Below are 16,613 nucleotides of genomic sequence, written 5' to 3'. Positions count from 1 at the left end.
GACGTCGGAGGTGATTTGCCTGCAGCCAAAGCAACCCGTCATCCCAGTGCTTGTCACTGGGATCCATTCCTCAACGCCTCCACTATAACAACGGCCCAAAACGGATCCATCAAACACAAACCACTCTAACAGCGAATTTTCCACCCGGCGGTGGGCGTCCCCCGAATTTTTACGCTTACGTCAATGTCATACTCTTGCGTGAGAGCCTGAACTGACCGTAGATAGATGTGGAGGACGAGCATTTGTCGCGATATCCGGTTGGTGGGCCCGCCAGACAGCGGGCGGATCGACCGGCGCAACGAAACTGACAGGGAGGCAGCATTGGCACAGGAACAGACACCGGCAGCGAAGGCTGCCGGGGTGCAGGTAACAGGCGCAAACGAGGCGGCGGATCAGGCTTCCAGGGGGGGGAACCGCGTCTGGCTCAAATCCTATCCCGCGGGCGTAAAAGCAGAAATGACGACGCCGGCCTATTCGTCCATCGGCGATCTCATCGTCTCATCCTGCCGGAAATTCGCCGAGCGGCCCGCCTTTACCAGCATGGGCAAATCGCTGACTTATGCCGATCTGGAGAAGCATTCGGCCTCGCTTGCCGCCTTCCTGCAGGCGCGCGGGCTCGTCAAGGGCGACCGTGTGGCGCTGATGATGCCGAACGTGCTGCAATATCCCGTCGCCATCGCCGCCGTATTGCGGGCGGGGTTCGTCGTGGTCAACGTCAACCCGCTCTATACGCCGCGCGAACTGGAGCATCAGCTCAATGATTCCGGAGCGAAGGCGATCATCATCCTCGAAAACTTCGCCACGACGCTGGAGAAGGTGCTGGCGAAAACTGAGGTGAAGCATGTCATCGTCGCCGCTATGGGCGACATGCTGGGCTTCAAGGGCCATATCGTCAATCTGGTGGTGCGCAAGGTCAAGAAGATGGTTCCGGCGTGGAGCCTGCCCGGCCATGTGCCTTTCAAGGCGGCGCTGGCAGAGGGCGCGGCGAAGAGCTTCACCCCAGCCGAGGTGGCGCCCTCCGACGTCGCCTTCCTGCAATATACCGGCGGCACGACGGGCATTTCCAAGGGCGCAACGCTCACCCACAGCAACATCCTCGCCAATGTCGAGCAGCTGCATATGTGGGTGGAGGTCGCCTATCGCATCAAGGGCAAGCCGAAGGACCTCAACTATATCTGCGCCTTGCCGCTCTATCACATCTTCGCGCTGACGGTGAACGCGCTGATGGGCATCGAGCAGGGCGCGCGCAACGTGCTCATCGCCAATCCGCGCGATATCCCGGCCTTCGTCAAGGAATTGCAAAAATATCCTGCGCATATCTTCCCCGGCCTCAACACGCTGTTCAACGCGCTGATGAACAATGAGGATTTCCGAAAGATCGACTTCAAGCCGATGATCCTGTCGCTGGGCGGCGGCATGGCGGTGCAGCGCCCCGTCGCTGAGCGCTGGCGCGAAATGACCGGCTGCCATATCACCGAAGGCTACGGCCTCTCCGAGACATCGCCCGTCGCCACCGCCAACAGCCTGGAGGCGACGGAATATACCGGCACGATCGGCCTCCCCCTTCCCTCGACCGACATCGCCATCCGCGACGAGGAGGGCAATGACCTGCCTCTTGGCGAAGTGGGCGAGATCTGCATTCGCGGGCCGCAGGTGATGAAGGGCTACTGGAACCGCCCCGACGAGACGAAGGCAGCCTTCCATGCAGACGGCTTCTTCCGCTCCGGCGACATGGGTTTCATGGACGAGCGCGGCCTCACCAAGATCGTTGACCGCAAGAAGGACATGATCCTCGTCTCGGGCTTCAACGTCTATCCCAACGAGATCGAGGAAGTAGCAGCGGGACACCCCGGCATCGTCGAAGCCGCGGCGGTGGGCATCCCGAACGAGCATTCCGGCGAGGTGGTGAAGCTCTTCGTCGTGCGCCGCGACCCTGATCTCACGGAGGAAGAGGTCAAAGCCTTCTGCGCCGAGCGGCTCACCAACTACAAGCGCCCGCGCATCGTGGAGTTCCGCAACGAACTGCCGAAGACGAATGTGGGCAAGATTTTGCGGCGGGAGTTGCGGGAGTAAGGCAGGTGCCGGAAGGCGGTTATCCGCTGCGGAGATAGCCGCCTATTCTGCCAGCCAGTTCTCCACCCTGAGACCGGGAATACGCACGAACTCACGCATATTGTCTGTCACCAGTATCAAGCCGAGCGCATAGGCGTGGGCGCCGATCAACAAGTCGTTGTGTCCGATCGTTTGCCCGGTTGCCTCGAGTTCCGCGCGGATGCGGCCATATTCGAGATCAACCGGCCTATCCATCGGCAGCACCGGAATCGTTTCAAGCGCGCCCTCGATTCTGGCAAGCAGCTTGGGCGATCCCTTTTTTGCGCCGCCGTAGCGTAGCTCTGCGGCAACGAGGATGCTGGTATAGATTTGTTTATGCCCGACCTTTTCGATACGGCTCGACGCCAAGCCGAATGGGTTGCGAATCATATCGCTGATGATGTTCGTATCGAGCAAATAGCCGTTCAAAAGATATCCTCGGGCTTCACCGACATATCCTCGATATCGGGGAACTGATCCTCCGGCCCGAGCGGCGCTTCCTTCTTCCACTCGGCCAGCAATTCGATGATGTTGGCCGGCTTGCTTACGGGCTCGATAATAAGCTTTGTTCCTTCGCGGTGGATCAATACGCGATCCCCCGGCAATTCAAATTCAACGGGAATCCGCACCGCCTGGCTGCGGTTGTTGCGGAACAACTTCGCCTCTTTGGGCCTTGATGGTGGCTGCGGGACAGGCATGACTTCGCCTCCTTAGCATATGTCATATTGTATATGCCTATTTGCGGCAAATCAACCGCGCCCCGCCAACACCCCCGGCAAATCCGCCACCGAATTCAGCACCATATCCGCATGGGGCTCCAGCGCCTCGCGCGGGCTGTTGCCGGAGAGCACGCCGACGCTGAGGCCTGCGCCAGCCGCACGGGCGGTTTCCAGATCGTGCAGATTATCGCCTACCATGGCGATCTGATGCGGGTTCAGTCCGAGCCTTTCGGCGAAATACAAAAGCGGGTCGGGGTGGGGTTTTGGGCGTAGAGCCGTGTCGTAGCCGATGAAGACATCGAACAGCGCGGCAATTCCCAGCGCCTCCGCCGTTGCCCGCGCGCCGGCTTCGGAATCGTTAGTGGCGATGCCGAGCCGGTAGCCCTTGGCGCGCAAGGCCTCCAGCGCCTCGCGCATTCCCTCGATGGCGATAGCGGCGCGCGCGCCTTCGCTGACGGCGTAATCATCATAGTCGCGGATCAGGGCTGCGCGGGCCGCCGGGCTTTCGGTCGGGTGCCAGAGATCGACGATATTCTCGACCGTTCCCGCCGCAATCACCGAATTGGCGCGGAAACACTGGGCCGACCAGTCATAGCCGCCCTCTTCCAAGAGGATGCGCGCCCTCGCCTCGTCGCCTCCGGCGGCGCGGCGTGCAAGCTCCTGCGAGATGCCGAACCAGGTGCGGTCGAAATCGACGAGCGTGCCGTCCTTGTCGAAGAGAATGGCCTTGATGGCGTTGAGGTTCGACGCCATCATGCCTCCAGCGTGCCGGGGCGCTTGACGACATCGGAGGGCCGGCTTCCGAGCAGCTTCAGGAGATCGTCGCCGCGCCTGATATAGCGCACGCTGCGGCGGGTGAGGATGCGCCCTGCCTGCGGCGCGGTGAGCGTGATGTCGCCCGAGGGGTCACCCGGACGGGTGACGATGGTGACGAGACTGTCACCCTCGGCCACCTCGTCGCCGAGCCCGACATGATAAAGCACCATGCCGCCCTGCGGCGCGCGAACCATCTCGACATTTTCCAGCGGCGTCACCGGGCCGTTGAAACTGTGGGCGAGCTTGACGCCGTCGTCCCTGACCACGCCGCGATGGGCGAGGAAGCGGTAGAGGCCTTCGGCGTCCGCGCGGCCCGTGTCGAAGCCGACATCGGCAAGGCCGCGGAACTCGACCGTGGTGACGGCGCGGCGCTTCATGTTGCGCTGGTCTGCCGGCAATTGCAGCACGGGATAGGCGCAGGCCTCCTCGAAGGCGGCGTCGGCGGTGGAATCCCAGGCGAGAATGGCCTTGGAACCCAGCGCGCTCGCCAGATCGAGCATATCGGGCAGGAAGTCCTTGTGGATGTAGAGATAGTTCTCGCTCTGGTCGTCGCAATGGAGGTCGAGCACGATCTCATGCGGCAAAGCAAGCCGCAACAGCGCCGCCTTCAGCCGCTGGGCGAGCGGCACAGGCGCGTCGGTGGCGACGAGTTCGGATGTGTCGAAATCCGGCAGCAGGGGAAAGGCGCGGTTGAAATTGGTCTGGGTAAAGAACTCGAACCGGCCGAGATGCTGATAGGCCATCCATTGGTTGGAGCCGATGGGGTTCGCCTGCGGGACGATGGTGATATTGCCCGCAATGCGCCCTTCCGCCTCCGCCTTCTCCAGCATCGGCACGAGGAAATGCAGCGCCGCCTGTCCCGGAAGTTCTGCGCCGTGGAGGGCGGATTGCAGGTATGCGTCGGGGGCGTGTTTGTCGCTGCCTGTAAAGCGCAGGATGCGGAGTTCGATGGCGTTGCCGGGGACGTCGCCGGGGAAGGTGATGGTTTCGGTGTTCATGCTAATTCTTCTGACTACGCATTTCAGTTGTAGCGCAAATTATGTTCCAACGGAATCGCGACGCGCCCCCCTCTGCCCTGCCGGGCATCTCCCCCGCAAGGGGGGAGATTACGCCTTCATGGACGCTCGGTGCCAATCGCAAACCGTGCTGGATGGGCGCCGTGAGCCGTGTCAGCCAATCTCCCCCCTTGCGGGGGAGATGTCCGGCAGGACAGAGGGGGGCGCTGTCCCGCCAGCGCGCCAAAACTACTCCCTACCCCGCCGCTCCAGCAAATGCGCCACCAGACCTTGCGTAGAAGCATCGCGGCCCTCGGCGCTCTTCTCGCCCGAGACAACAGGCAGAAGCTCGGTCGCCAGTTCCTTGCCCAGCTCCACGCCCCATTGGTCGAAGGCGTTGATGCCGAAGAGCTGCGCTTCGACGAAGACACGGTGCTCGTAAAGCGCCACGAGCCGGCCAAGGGCATAGGGGTCGAGAAGGTCATGGAGGATGGTCAGCGACGGGCGGTTGCCGGAGAAGACGCGGTGGGGCGCGATGCGCTCGACATCCGCTTCGCTCATGCCCTTGGCGGTGAGCTGCGCCCGCGCCTCATCAAGCGTGCGGCCCTTCATCAGCGCTTCCGACTGGGCAAGGCAATTGGCGATGAGCATCTCATGCTGGTGGGCCAGATGCGGCTCGTGCCCCTTTGCGGCAAGGATGAACTCCACCGGAATGACGTCCGTGCCCTGATGCAGCAGCTGGAAGAAGGCGTGCTGGCCGTTGGTGCCGGGCTCGCCCCACACCACCGGACCGGAAGGCCCGGAAACCGGCTTGCCGTCGAGCATGACGCTCTTGCCGTTCGATTCCATGTCGAGCTGCTGGAGATAGGCGGGAAGCCGGGCCAGCCGTTGCGCATAGGGGATGATGGCGCGGCTGCCATACCCACAAATGGCACGGTGCCAGTAGCCGACGAGGCCGAGCATGACAGGCAGGTTTTCCTCGAGCGGCGCATCGCGGAAATGCACGTCCATGGCATGGGCACCGTCGAGGAAGCGGCGGAAATTTTCTGGCCCGATGGCGATCATCAGCGGCAGGCCGATGGCCGACCAGATGGAATAGCGCCCGCCGACCCAGTCCCAGAAACCGAAGACCCGGTCGGGCGCGATGCCGAAGGCAGCGACCTTCTCGAGCGCGGTGGAAACGGCGGCGAAATGCGCGCCGACAGCCGCCTCGCCCAGCGCGTCCGCCACCCATTTGCGGGCGGTCTCAGCATTGGTCATCGTCTCGATGGTGGTGAAGGTCTTGGAGGCGACGATGATGAGCGTCGTCGCGGGATCGAGGAGTTCCAACGTATCGGCGATATGCGCGCCGTCGATATTGGAGACGAAATGAGCACGCGGGCCGTCATGATAGGGCGAGAGCGCCAGCGTCGCCATGACCGGGCCGAGATCCGAGCCGCCGATGCCGATATTGACGATATCGGTGATGGCCTTTCCCGTCGCGCCCTTGATGGTGCCGTCGCGAAGTCCGTTCGAGAACGCGGCCATACGGTCCAGCACCTCGCGGACGGCGGGCAGCACATTCTCGCCATCGACGAGGATTTCCTTCGACGTCGAATCGCGCAGCGCGACATGCAGCACAGCGCGGCCTTCCGTGGTGTTGATCGCCTCTCCCCCGAACATCGCTGCCCGGCGGCCCTCCACATCGGCGGCTTTCGCCAGGTTTTTCAGAAGGCGCATGGTCTCGTCATTGACGAGGCATTTCGACCAGTCGAGGAGAAGATCGTCGAGGGAAAGCGAATAGCGCGCAAAGCGCTCAGGATCGGCGGCGAAGGCGGCGCGCATGTCTCTCAGTGCGCCATTCTGCCAATGGGCTTTCAGTGCGGCTACGGCTTCGGCAATTTCAGGCTCGTTCCTGCTCATCACGCATACTCCCGAATCGAAAGGTTGGGTGAGACTAGAGCGGGACGAGGAAAAGTGTAAGGCCGGAGCGAGGAAATCTCCCCGCCCCGGCCTTCAAATCATCGCCAATCCGCGCTTAGTGGTTATCGCGCGGCAGGCCCATGGTCTGGGCGATGCGCTGGTACTTGACCGCGGGCTTCAGCACCATGCCTTCGGAGAGCTGGTCGACCATGCCGCGCTGGATCTCCTGCCAGGGCGTCTGGTGCGGCGGGTATTTGTAGCCGCCTTCCGCCATCAGATCGCTGCGGCGCTTGTTCAGCTCCTCGTCGGGGATGAGGATGTTGGCCGTGCCCTTGTTCAAGTCGATGCGGATGCGGTCGCCCGACTTCACCAGCGCGAGCCCGCCCATGGCGGCGGCCTCAGGCGAAGCGTTGAGGATCGAGGGCGAGCCAGACGTGCCGGACTGGCGACCGTCGCCGACGCAAGGCAAAGCGTGGACGCCCCTCTTGATGAGCTCTGCGGGCGGGCGCATGTTGACTACTTCCGCCGCGCCGGGATAGCCGATGGGGCCGGTGCCGCGCATGATCAGGATAGAGTTTTCATCGATGCCGAGCGATGGATCGTCGATGCGGTGATGGTAATCCTCCGGCCCGTCGAACACCACGGCGGTTCCTTCGAAGGCATCGGGATCGTTCGGGTTCGACAGGTAGCGGTCGCGGAATTCCGGCGAGATGACGCTGGTCTTCATGATGGCGCTATCGAAGAGATTGCCCTTCAGGTTGATAAAGCCGGCCTTCTCCTTGAGCGGCGCCGAGAACGGGCGGATGACATCGGTGTTGAGATTTTCCGCGTCGCGGCAATTCTCGCCGATGCTCTTGCCGTTGACGGTGAGCGCGTCCGGATGCGGCAGCTTGCCGGCCTTCATCAGCTCACCCACGACCGCGGGCACGCCGCCGGCATGGTGGTAATCCTCGCCCAGATATTCGCCAGCCGGCTGGAGATTGACCAGCAGCGGGATCTCATGGCCGAGCTCCTGCCAGTCGTCATTGTCCAATTGGACGCCGAGATGGCGGGCGATGGCGTTCAAATGGATCGGCGCGTTGGTGGAGCCGCCGATGGCGGAGTTGACGACAATGGCGTTTTCGAACGCTTCGCGCGTCATGATATCCGACGGGCGCAGGTTCTCGCGCACCATCTCCACGATGCGCATACCGGTTTCATAAGCGATCTGGCCGCGCTCGCGATAGGGTGCGGGGATGGCCGCGCCGCCCGGAAGCTCCATGCCGAGCGCTTCGGCGAGCGAGTTCATGGTGGTGGCGGTGCCCATGGTGTTGCAATAGCCGACCGAAGGCGCGGACGAGGCGACGATGTCGATGAACTGCTCGTAGTCGATTTCACCGGCGGCAAGGCGCTGGCGGGATTTCCAGACGATGGTGCCCGAACCGGTGCGCTCGCCGCGATGCCAGCCATTGAGCATCGGGCCGACCGAAAGGGCGATGGCCGGGATGTTGACGGTCGCCGCGCCCATCAGCATGGCGGGCGTCGTCTTGTCACAGCCAATGGTCAGGACCACGCCGTCGAGCGGGTAGCCGTAAAGCACCTCGACCAGGCCGAGATAGGCAAGGTTGCGGTCGAGCGAAGCGGTTGGGCGCTTGCCGGTTTCCTGGATCGGATGAACCGGGAACTCCAGCGCCACGCCGCCGGCAGCGGCAATGCCGTCGCGCACGCGCTTGGCAAGCTCGAGATGGTGACGATTGCATGGCGAAAGGTCGGAGCCGGTCTGGGCGATGCCGATGATCGGCTTGCCCGAGCGCAGTTCCTTGGCTGTCAGGCCAAAATTCAAGTAGCGCTCCAGATAGAGCGCGGTCATGTCCGGATTGTCCGGGTTGTCGAACCATTCCTGAGAACGGAGATGCCTGATTTTCTTTTCGCTCATGATTTCGCTTTCCTCACCGGGTTCCCCAGTCTTTTCCCATGCCATCCGCATGGTCCTTTGCCATGGCATAGGCCAATCCGGGAGAATCGGCAACAAGTATTACTAAATGACTTTTGGATCATCGCGCGCCATTTGGACGCGGAAAAGGCGGGCGTGTTTGATGCGTGGCAAATTTCCGTGAGAAACCCTACATTGGCCCGGGATAGAGACAAGGAGAGCACATGGATCTGACGGGAGAGGAGCGCATCGCCGCGCCGCGCGAAGCCGTGTGGCGGGCATTGAACGATGTCGAGACCTTGAAAGCCGCGATTCCCGGCTGCGAGGCGCTGGAATGGCGGGGGCCCGGTCAGCTCGAGGCGGCGCTCGTCATGCGGTTCGGCCCAGTGAAGATTAGGCTTTTCGGTGAGCTGGAGCTCTCCAATATCAACCCGCCCGTATCCTACACGATTTCGGGAGCCGGCAAGGGCAGCATCGCCGGCTTCGTCCATGGCAGCACGGATGTGGTGCTGGCCGAGGACGGCAATGAGACGGTGCTGACTTATACGGTGCGCGGCGACGCGGGCGGGGGAATCGCGCAGTTGGGCGCCAGGCTGATCACGTCGAGCGCGCGGAAGCTGGCGGATCGGTTTTTTGCGAATATCGGGGCGGCGGCTGGTGGGATTTAATCGATAAAGACCCGGCGCTCTACGGCGCCCCCCTCTGTCCTGCCGGACATCTCCCCCGCAAGGGGGGAGATTACGCTGTCATACCCGTCCGGCACCAATCGCAAACGTCCCAGAATGGATGGTGATCGTCGTGCCAGCCGATCTCCCCCCTCGCGGGGGAGATGTCCGGCAGGACAGAGGGGGGCGCCGTAGAGCGCCAGGCTATATCAGCAAGCCGCCAATTACTTTTTTGCTGCGCGACGCGCGGCAAATATCCGCTCCGCCTCTTTAAAAATCTCATCGACCGACCGCGTGCTGATGCCGCTCTTGATGGATTCGTCGATGAGTTGACGTAACTCTTCGAGAGTATACTCCCGGTCATGTCTACGCTCGGCAGGGAGAATCTCACCCGTCTCGGGAGAGATCATCGTCACGGGAATGGTCTTTATCGGCGCTGCCATGACCGGTCTCCTCGGGCGCTATCGCCTGAGCGATTTCACCACCTTATCGGTAGCAGATCAAGCCTCTCGCCTTACCCCTTCCGCACCGCCTCCGCCAGTTCCCGCCTCAGGCGGTTATGCTCTTCCACCTTCGGCTTCGTAAACCGCCCGAGCAGGAGGTAGGCGACGGGGGTGATGTAGAGAGTCGCCAGGGTGGCGAGGCCGAGGCCGCCGACAATGACCCAGCCGAGCGCCACGCGCGCTTCCGCGCCTGCGCCCTGCGCCAGCACCAGCGGAACGCCGCCGAGGATGGCGCAGATCATGGTCATCGTCACCGGGCGCAGGCGGATATTCGCGGCCTCCTCGATCGCCTCACGCACGCTCATCCCCTTGTCGCGCAGCTGGTCGGCGAATTCGACGATGAGAATTCCGTTCTTCGCCATGATGCCGACGAGAAGCACAAGACCGATCTGGCTATAGACGTTGAGGCTGGTGCCGCTCATCAGCATGGCGAACACGGCGCAGCCAAGGCCCAGCGGCACGGTCGCCATGACGATGAAGGCGCTGACGAAGCTTTCGAACTGCGCCGCCAGCACCAGGAGGATGATGACGATGGCGAAACCGAAGGTGATGGCGAGGCCGTAGGAGGTTTCGCCCAGCGTGCGCGCCTCCGCCAGCGGGATGATGCGCGCGCCGGCGGGAAGCTCGGGAGCGGCGATCTTGAGCGCTTCCTGATAGGCATCGCCCAGCGCGAAGTCCGGCCTCAGGCCCGAGGTGATGGCGACGGAGCGCATGCGCTGCTCGCGGTCGAGTTCCGGCGGCACGGCCTGCTCCACCACGGTGGCGATAGACGACATGGGAACATAGCGGCCGTCGCTCGTCTTCAGAAAAATGTTTTCGAGGTCGGTCGGATCGTTGATCGGGTTGGTGGTGGAGACCAGCTTCACGTCGAAGCTGCGGTCGCCGATATAGACCGAGCCGATCTTGCGCCCGTCGAGGACGGACTGGACGGCATTGGCGAGGCCGGTGATATCGATGCCGAGGTCGGAGGCGCGCTCGCGGTTGATGTTGACGGAAAGCTGCGGCTGGGTCGGGTCGATGGAAAGGCGCGGCGACTGGTAGCGCGGGTCCTTCTCCATCGCCGCGACGATGTTCTGCGCCGCGGTGCGAAGCTGGGTATAGTCATTGCCGAGCAAGGCGAATTGCAGCCCGTTGCCCGCGCCGCGGATGCCGAGGCTGTTCGGCTGGGAGGTGAACACGCGCACGCCGGTAATCACCTTCAGCCGCTGCATGACGTCGGTCATGATCTGCTGCTGGGTGCGGACGCGCTCGCCCCAGGGCGCCAGCGTCAGCACGATGATGCCGCTGTTCGGCGAGCCGCCGGTTCCGGCGATGGCGAGCGTGCTCTGGATTTCGCCCGCATCGCGCAGGGGCTGAAGCAGTTTCTCGACCCGGTCGATCTGACTTTCCATGAACTCGAGGCTGATGCCCTGCGGGCCGCTCAGGCGCAGCAGGGCCTGGGCGCGGTCCTCCGTGGGCGTCAGTTCCTGGCGCAGCGTGCCATAGGCGACATAGGAAGCGGCGGCGAAGAGAAGCGCCACAGCCACCACGACCATCGGCGCGGCAAGGCAGGCATGAAGCGTGCGGCGGTAAAAGCCGGAAAGCGCCCCGCCGACGCGGCGGAATGCCCCCGGCGAGTGCTCTTCATGGTGCACTGCCGCCTCCGACAGGAAGCGCGAGGCGAGCATGGGGCAGAAGGTGAGCGCAACGACGGAGGACAGCAGAACCGAAATCGCCAGCACCACGCCGAACTCCCGGAAGAGGCCGCCCATCTGGCCCGGCAGGAAGGAGATCGGGACGAAGACGGCGGCGAGCGTCAGCGTCGTGGCGATGACGGCGAAGAACACTTCCTGCGTGCCGAGCACCGCCGCGGCGCGCGGACCCAGCCCCATATTGCGGCGGCGCACGATGTTTTCGAGCACGACGATGGCGTCGTCGACGACGAGGCCGGTCGCCAGCACCAGCGCGAGCAGCGTCAGAATGTTGACCGAGAAGCCGAGCAGATAGATGGCGGCGATGGTGCCGATGAGCGCCACCGGCATGGAAATGGCGGGGATCAGCGTGGCGCGGATATCCCACAGGAACAGGAAGATGATCAGGATGACGATGAAGACCGAGGCGACAAGCGCAATCTCGACTTCATGAATGGCGCCGTCGATGAAGTTGGCATCGTCGCTCGTCACGTGGATATCGACGCCCGGCGGCATGGATTTCTGCAATTGCTCGACAGCGGCGCGGATACCCTTGGAAATGTCGAGCGTGTTGGATTGCGCCTGGCGGATGATGCCGAGGCCGATGGCCGTCTTGCCGTTGGAACTGACCGAAGAGCTTTCGATATCGGGGCCGAGCGTCACATTGGCGACGTCGCCAAGCTTGGTGTGCCCGTTGATGATGATGTTCTCGAAGGCCTCCGGCGTTGTCACCGTGGCCGCCGCGCGCACCACGATGGACTGGTCGTTGCTCTTGAGCGAGCCCGCCGGCTGGTCGAGTGCCATGGTGGAGAGCGCATTGGAGATATCGGCGATGGTCAGGCCATAGCTCGCCAGCTTGGCCTGATCGATATCGATGCGGAAAATCTTGTCGCGGTCGCCATTGACCTGCACGTCGGCGACGCCGGGCACGGCGGCCAGCACGTCTTCGATCCGGTCCTCGACCAGCACGGTCATGTCCTGGATCGGCATGGAATCCGAGGTCACCGCAAGGCGCATCACCGGATCGGCATTGGCGTCGGCCTTGATGATCTGCGGCGCGTCGGCCTCCTCGGGCAGATTGTTGGTCACCCGCGATATGGCGTCGCGCATGTCCGCCGCCGCGACGTTGAGATCGACACCGTCATTGAATTCGACGGTGACGCGGCTGCGCCCGAAGGAAGAAGCGGACGAGATCGACTTGACGCCCGGAACGCGCGCCACCGCGTTTTCCAGCACCTGCGTCAATTCACGGTCGACGGTCTCGGCGGATGCACCGTCGAAATCGGTGCGGATCGTCACGATGGGCCGGTCGACATCCGGAAGCTCGCGGATATCGACGCCGGTAAAGGCGGCAAGGCCGGCAACGACGATGAGGACGTTGAGGACGAAGGCCAAGACCGGGCGGCGGATGAAAAGCGCGGTGAAGCCGCCCTCATCGGAGCCGTGAGAAGAGGATGGTTGATTGCTCATGAGCGAAGCCTCATTCGGCCTTCGCCTCGGCGGCGGGCTGCCCCGCTGCCGGGCCGGGCGCACCGCCGTCATTGGCAATCTTCACCGCCCCGCCATCGCGCACGGTCTGGACGCCCTGGGTGACAACCATGTCTCCCGGCTTCAGCGACGCGTTCACCAATATGCTCGTCGTGTTGCGCTGGATGATCTGCACGGCCACTTTTTTGGCCACTCCGTCAACAATTTGCCACACGAAAGCCCCATCGGCGCCCCATTGCACCGACAATGGATCGACGGAAGGGTACTTATCGCCGGGAAAAAGCAGCGTTACCTCGAAGGACATACCGGCCCGCAATGTGTCATCCGGATTGGGGATTTGCGCACGCACGCGCAGGGTGCGGCTCTCTTCATCGATGGCATTGTCGATGGCGACGATCTTGCCGTCGAAGGCCCGACCCGGCACGGCGATCGAGGTGGCGGTGATCGGCTGGCCGATCCTGATCTGCGGGGCATAGCGCTCGGGAACCCATACATCGATCAGGATCTGCGAGCGGTCGTCGATTGTCGCTATCGCCGTCGTGGTGGTGACGAAATTGCCGGCATTGACCGGCAGGATGCCGATGACGCCCGAAATCGGCGCGGTGACCGTGCGGCGGGAAAGCGCCAGCGCCGCCTCCTCCGCCACCAGCTTGGCATTGGCAACGGCAAGCTGGGCATCGACCACCTGCACCTCGGTCGCCGTGTTGGTCGAGCGCAAGGTGGTGATGCGGCGCAGGGTGTTCTGGGCGTTCTGAAGGGCGATCTCCGCCTTGTCATTGGCGATCTGCTCTTCGGCGGAGTCGAGTGCCGCAATCGGCTCGCCTTCCTTCACATGCGCACCGGCCTTGACCAGAAGCCTGGTCAGCATGCCGCCGGACCAGGGCGTCACCGAAACGGTTTCCACCGCCCTGCCCGTGCCGATGGCGCTGAGGCGCGTGTTGATGGTGTCCTCCCGGACAGGCGCGGCGACGACGAGCGTCGGTCCCTGCCCGCCGCCACGGCCCGCGCCCTGGCGGCCGCCCTGCAGAGCGGTCTCGCTTCCGGGATTGCCTGAATAGAAATATTTCCAGCCGGCGAAAGCCGCCAGCAGGACGAGGACGACGAGGATGATCTGCTTCCAGATTTTCATCCGGCACTCCGGTTGCGGAAAGGCACGATACCCTCACGATCGGAGGGAACACAGGGTATATCGGACAGGGGGATTAACGAAATCTGAGCGCTGTCTATCAAGGGCGCGGCCTTTTCTAACCGGTCGGGGCCTCATTGCAGGCGAAACGTTCAAATCACTGGGGCGTGATACAATTTGACGGTCGCGGCAGGCGACGTCCAATTAAATTTATGTAATCCATCAGCGCCCCGAGGCATCATGCCTCTTGATATTGCTCATACAGTATGACTTTTAACCTCATATGAAAACCAACGCCCTCCCCCGGGGGAGGACGAACCTGTCTGAATGGGAGGGTAATGATGAATCTGGTTCAGCTGATCAGCGAAAAGGGCAAGCGGCGGGTCGCGGCGCGTGACGAAGAGGGTTTCCGCATCGTGCAGGGCACCCGCTCGGTGCTGGAACTCGCCCATGAGGCGATCGAGGAAGAAACGACCATCGATGCCATCATCGAAGAGCGCGGGCTCGGCAAGGTGGTCGATGTAGAAGCCGCCTACAAGGATGGCCGCCTGCTGCCGCCCATCGATGCTCCCGACGCGGCGCATATCCACCTGACCGGCACGGGCCTGACGCATCTGGGCTCCGCCGCGACGCGCGACGCCATGCACAAGAAGGCTTCGACCGAAAAGGAAGAGAGCCTCACCGACTCCATGAAGATGTTCAGGATGGGCCTCGAAGGCGGCAAGCCGGCGAAGGGCGAGACCGGCGTGCAGCCCGAATGGTTCTACAAGGGCAACGGCACGATGCTGGTGGCACCCGGCGCGGCGCTCACCTCCCCTTCCTTCGCCGACGATGGCGGCGAGGAGCCTGAGATCGCCGGCATCTATGTCATCGGCCCGGACGGAACGCCGTTCCGCTTGGGCTTCGCGCTGGCGAACGAATTCTCCGACCATGTCATGGAGCGGGTCAACTATCTCTACCTCGCCCATTCGAAGCTGCGTCCCTGCGCCATCGGCCCGGAACTGCGCCTCGGCAAGCTGCCGGACCATATCAGCGGCACCTCGCGTATCCTGCGTGATGGCAAGACGCTGTGGGAGAAGCCGTTCCTCTCGGGCGAGGACAACATGTCCCACACCTTCGCCAATCTGGAATATCATCACTTCAAATATGAAGTGTTCCGCCAGCCGGGCGACATCCACATCCATATGTTCGGCACCGCGACGCTCTCCTTCGCCGATGGCATCCGCACCGAGCCGGGCGACGTCTTCGAGATCGAAGCCCCGGATTTCGGCCTGCCGCTGCGCAACCCCCTCGTCAACGCCAAGGCGGACAAGGTGAAGATCAAGGCGCTGTAAGCGTTTCGGCGGATTGTTTTTGAAAGAGCAGGATGCACGCCATGCATCCTGCTCTTTGTTTTTTTCCGCATGATCCTATCCGAAAAGTCTGCAACTTTTCGGGGTCATGCTCTAGGCCAAGGACAGCCGCACGTCGAGGCTGTTGCGGGTGGCGTGGGAATAGGGGCAGACGATGTGCGCCTGATCGATGAGCTCGCGGGCGGTTGCCGGGTCAATGCCCGGCAGCGCGACGGTGAGCGCCACGTCAAGGCCGAAGCCCTGCCCGTCATCGCGCTTGCCGATGCCGACCGCCGCCGTGACCGTGCTGTCGTCGGCGATCTTCACCTTGCGCTGGCTGGCGACGAATTTGAGCGCGCCCAGGAAGCAGGCGGCATAGCCGGAAGCGAACAGCTGCTCCGGATTGTTGCCCTCCCCGCCGGGGCCGCCCAGCTCCTTCGGCGTGACCAGCGCGACGCTGAATGCGCCGTCCTTCGTAGCAGCCTTGCCGGTGCGGCCGCCGGTGGCGGTGGCTTCGGTGCGATAGAGGATATCCATTTCTGTCTCCATGATTTGCGATAATGTTTATCGCGATAACGAAAATGATGTAGCGCGATTCCTGTTACACGTCCAGCTAATTTTTATCGCGATATTTATTTTCGCGATTATGATGGATATAGGAGGGCCAAGGAGATTCGCCATGAGCCAGCAAAAAGAAACTGCGCCGCTGCCGCTGGACGACCAGCTCTGCTATGCGGTCTATTCCGCCGGGATTGCCATCCAGCGGCTCTATAAGCCCCTGCTCGACCAGATGGGACTCACCTATCCGCAATATCTCGTGCTGAATGTGCTGTGGCGGGAGGACGCGCAGACCGTGGGCGGCATCGCCGAGCAGCTGGCGCTCGAATCGAGCACGCTGACGCCGCTGCTCAAAAGGCTGGAAGGCGCAGGGCTCGTGCGCCGGACAAGGAACCCGGACAATGAACGGCAGGTGGTGGTGGCGCTAACCGAAGAGGGACAAGCGCTTCGTATGCGCGCCAGCTGCGTCGGCGAAGCGCTATTTGCCGCCTCGGGCCAAAGCCCGGAGCGATTGGGCGAACTCAACCGGGACATCAGGGCGCTGCGCGACGCCATCTATGCACGCATCGGCGGGTGGAACAGGCCGGTGTAAGGGCGGCCTCGCTCTAGAGTTTTTAGATGGAAACGTTGGTGGAACAATACCCCCCTCTGCCCTGCCGGGCAGAGGGGGGGGTGCCTCGCGATTCCGTTAGGGCGTAGTGACAATTTAATGATTTTACGATTCCCAAGGAATGGCAAATCAGATTCAACACTGGCTTTTGGAGGCTGGTGTGGAAGGCGAGATACTTCGGGATGATCAGTGGGAGCGGCTACGGGACTTTGTACCGGGCGGGCGTA

General features: G+C 62.8%; 14 protein-coding genes. 4 read left to right on the top strand and 10 right to left on the bottom strand.

From position 1 onward, the window contains the following. The first annotated feature begins 321 nt into the window (after nucleotides 1–321). Nucleotides 322–2,073, top strand: coding sequence for a long-chain fatty acid--CoA ligase (locus ACOWVG_RS00070; protein ID WP_420959303.1), 1,752 nt, complete (start codon nucleotides 322–324; stop codon nucleotides 2,071–2,073). Between the two features lie 42 nt (nucleotides 2,074–2,115). Here ACOWVG_RS00070 and ACOWVG_RS00065 read toward each other — a convergent pair whose 3' ends face one another. From ACOWVG_RS00065 to ACOWVG_RS00040, 6 genes are all read right to left on the bottom strand, one after another. Continuing rightward, nucleotides 2,116–2,520: a type II toxin-antitoxin system VapC family toxin gene (locus tag ACOWVG_RS00065; RefSeq protein ID WP_420959301.1), complete on the bottom strand. Its 405-nt coding sequence runs from the start codon at nucleotides 2,518–2,520 to the stop codon at nucleotides 2,116–2,118. Continuing rightward, nucleotides 2,517–2,789: an antitoxin gene (locus tag ACOWVG_RS00060; RefSeq protein ID WP_420959300.1), complete on the bottom strand. Its 273-nt coding sequence runs from the start codon at nucleotides 2,787–2,789 to the stop codon at nucleotides 2,517–2,519. The genes ACOWVG_RS00065 and ACOWVG_RS00060 overlap by 4 nt, the downstream gene beginning before the upstream one ends. A gap of 51 nt (nucleotides 2,790–2,840) precedes the next feature. Beyond that, complete coding sequence (locus ACOWVG_RS00055; RefSeq protein ID WP_420959299.1) at nucleotides 2,841–3,566, bottom strand: HAD family hydrolase; 726 nt, start codon at nucleotides 3,564–3,566, stop codon at nucleotides 2,841–2,843. Continuing rightward, nucleotides 3,563–4,624 carry a peptidase M14 gene (locus ACOWVG_RS00050; RefSeq protein WP_420959297.1) on the bottom strand — a complete coding sequence of 354 codons (1,062 nt, stop codon included), beginning with the start codon at nucleotides 4,622–4,624 and terminating at the stop codon, nucleotides 3,563–3,565. Before ACOWVG_RS00050 ends, ACOWVG_RS00055 begins: the two co-directional genes overlap by 4 nt. Nucleotides 4,625–4,870: 246 nt before the next feature. After that, entirely contained in the window at nucleotides 4,871–6,523 is a 1,653-nt protein-coding gene (gene pgi / locus ACOWVG_RS00045; RefSeq protein WP_420959295.1) for a glucose-6-phosphate isomerase, read from the bottom strand. Between the two features lie 115 nt (nucleotides 6,524–6,638). Beyond that, on the bottom strand, nucleotides 6,639–8,438 hold the full coding sequence (locus ACOWVG_RS00040) for an IlvD/Edd family dehydratase (RefSeq protein ID WP_420959293.1): 1,800 nt from the start codon (nucleotides 8,436–8,438) through the stop codon (nucleotides 6,639–6,641). Nucleotides 8,439–8,659: 221 nt separating this feature from the next. Between ACOWVG_RS00040 and ACOWVG_RS00035 the strand changes: the two genes are divergently transcribed. Continuing rightward, the gene (locus tag ACOWVG_RS00035) at nucleotides 8,660–9,103 is read left to right on the top strand and encodes an SRPBCC family protein (RefSeq protein WP_420959292.1); all 444 of its coding nucleotides are present in this window, start codon (nucleotides 8,660–8,662) and stop codon (nucleotides 9,101–9,103) included. A gap of 221 nt (nucleotides 9,104–9,324) precedes the next feature. On the opposite strand, the gene ACOWVG_RS00030 is transcribed toward ACOWVG_RS00035, so the two are convergent. The 3 genes from ACOWVG_RS00030 to ACOWVG_RS00020 form a co-directional block, all read right to left on the bottom strand. Then, nucleotides 9,325–9,543 (bottom strand): hypothetical protein, encoded by a 219-nt coding sequence (locus ACOWVG_RS00030; RefSeq protein ID WP_420959291.1) that lies wholly within the window; start codon nucleotides 9,541–9,543, stop codon nucleotides 9,325–9,327. 71 nt (nucleotides 9,544–9,614) lie between these two features. Beyond that, nucleotides 9,615–12,743 carry an efflux RND transporter permease subunit gene (locus ACOWVG_RS00025; protein ID WP_420959290.1) on the bottom strand — a complete coding sequence of 1,043 codons (3,129 nt, stop codon included), beginning with the start codon at nucleotides 12,741–12,743 and terminating at the stop codon, nucleotides 9,615–9,617. Between the two features lie 10 nt (nucleotides 12,744–12,753). Continuing rightward, nucleotides 12,754–13,890: an efflux RND transporter periplasmic adaptor subunit gene (locus ACOWVG_RS00020; RefSeq protein ID WP_420959289.1), complete on the bottom strand. Its 1,137-nt coding sequence runs from the start codon at nucleotides 13,888–13,890 to the stop codon at nucleotides 12,754–12,756. Nucleotides 13,891–14,228: 338 nt separating this feature from the next. On the opposite strand from ACOWVG_RS00020, the gene araD1 reads away from it, so the two are divergent. Then, nucleotides 14,229–15,221 carry an AraD1 family protein gene (araD1, locus tag ACOWVG_RS00015; RefSeq protein WP_420960129.1) on the top strand — a complete coding sequence of 331 codons (993 nt, stop codon included), beginning with the start codon at nucleotides 14,229–14,231 and terminating at the stop codon, nucleotides 15,219–15,221. 111 nt (nucleotides 15,222–15,332) lie between these two features. Here araD1 and ACOWVG_RS00010 read toward each other — a convergent pair whose 3' ends face one another. Further along, nucleotides 15,333–15,755: an organic hydroperoxide resistance protein gene (locus tag ACOWVG_RS00010; protein ID WP_420959288.1), complete on the bottom strand. Its 423-nt coding sequence runs from the start codon at nucleotides 15,753–15,755 to the stop codon at nucleotides 15,333–15,335. A 142-nt stretch (nucleotides 15,756–15,897) separates the two neighbouring features. Here ACOWVG_RS00010 and ACOWVG_RS00005 point away from each other — a divergent pair, with 142 nt between their 5' ends. Next, nucleotides 15,898–16,368 (top strand): MarR family winged helix-turn-helix transcriptional regulator, encoded by a 471-nt coding sequence (locus ACOWVG_RS00005; RefSeq protein WP_420959287.1) that lies wholly within the window; start codon nucleotides 15,898–15,900, stop codon nucleotides 16,366–16,368. Nucleotides 16,369–16,613: the final 245 nt, after the last annotated feature.

The sequence above is a fragment of the Brucella sp. IR073 genome, assembly GCF_049065735.1.
Lineage (GTDB): Bacteria > Pseudomonadota > Alphaproteobacteria > Rhizobiales > Rhizobiaceae > Paramesorhizobium.
Note: the sequence above shows the minus strand (reverse complement) of the source record. Positions and strands in the feature narration are given on the sequence as shown.

Bases quoted from the DNA above. Each gene is read 5' to 3' on its own strand.
- ACOWVG_RS00060 (WP_420959300.1), bottom strand. From the start codon at position 2,789: ATGCCTGTCCCGCAGCCACCATCAAGGCCCAAAGAGGCGAAGTTGTTC.
- ACOWVG_RS00055 (WP_420959299.1), bottom strand. From the start codon at position 3,566: ATGATGGCGTCGAACCTCAACGCCATCAAGGCCATTCTCTTCGACAAG.
- ACOWVG_RS00050 (WP_420959297.1), bottom strand. From the start codon at position 4,624: ATGAACACCGAAACCATCACCTTCCCCGGCGACGTCCCCGGCAACGCC.
- pgi (WP_420959295.1), bottom strand. From the start codon at position 6,523: ATGAGCAGGAACGAGCCTGAAATTGCCGAAGCCGTAGCCGCACTGAAA.
- ACOWVG_RS00040 (WP_420959293.1), bottom strand. From the start codon at position 8,438: ATGAGCGAAAAGAAAATCAGGCATCTCCGTTCTCAGGAATGGTTCGAC.
- ACOWVG_RS00035 (WP_420959292.1), top strand. From the start codon at position 8,660: ATGGATCTGACGGGAGAGGAGCGCATCGCCGCGCCGCGCGAAGCCGTG.
- ACOWVG_RS00030 (WP_420959291.1), bottom strand. From the start codon at position 9,543: ATGGCAGCGCCGATAAAGACCATTCCCGTGACGATGATCTCTCCCGAG.
- ACOWVG_RS00025 (WP_420959290.1), bottom strand. From the start codon at position 12,743: ATGAGCAATCAACCATCCTCTTCTCACGGCTCCGATGAGGGCGGCTTC.
- ACOWVG_RS00020 (WP_420959289.1), bottom strand. From the start codon at position 13,890: ATGAAAATCTGGAAGCAGATCATCCTCGTCGTCCTCGTCCTGCTGGCG.
- araD1 (WP_420960129.1), top strand. From the start codon at position 14,229: ATGAATCTGGTTCAGCTGATCAGCGAAAAGGGCAAGCGGCGGGTCGCG.
- ACOWVG_RS00010 (WP_420959288.1), bottom strand. From the start codon at position 15,755: ATGGATATCCTCTATCGCACCGAAGCCACCGCCACCGGCGGCCGCACC.
- ACOWVG_RS00005 (WP_420959287.1), top strand. From the start codon at position 15,898: ATGAGCCAGCAAAAAGAAACTGCGCCGCTGCCGCTGGACGACCAGCTC.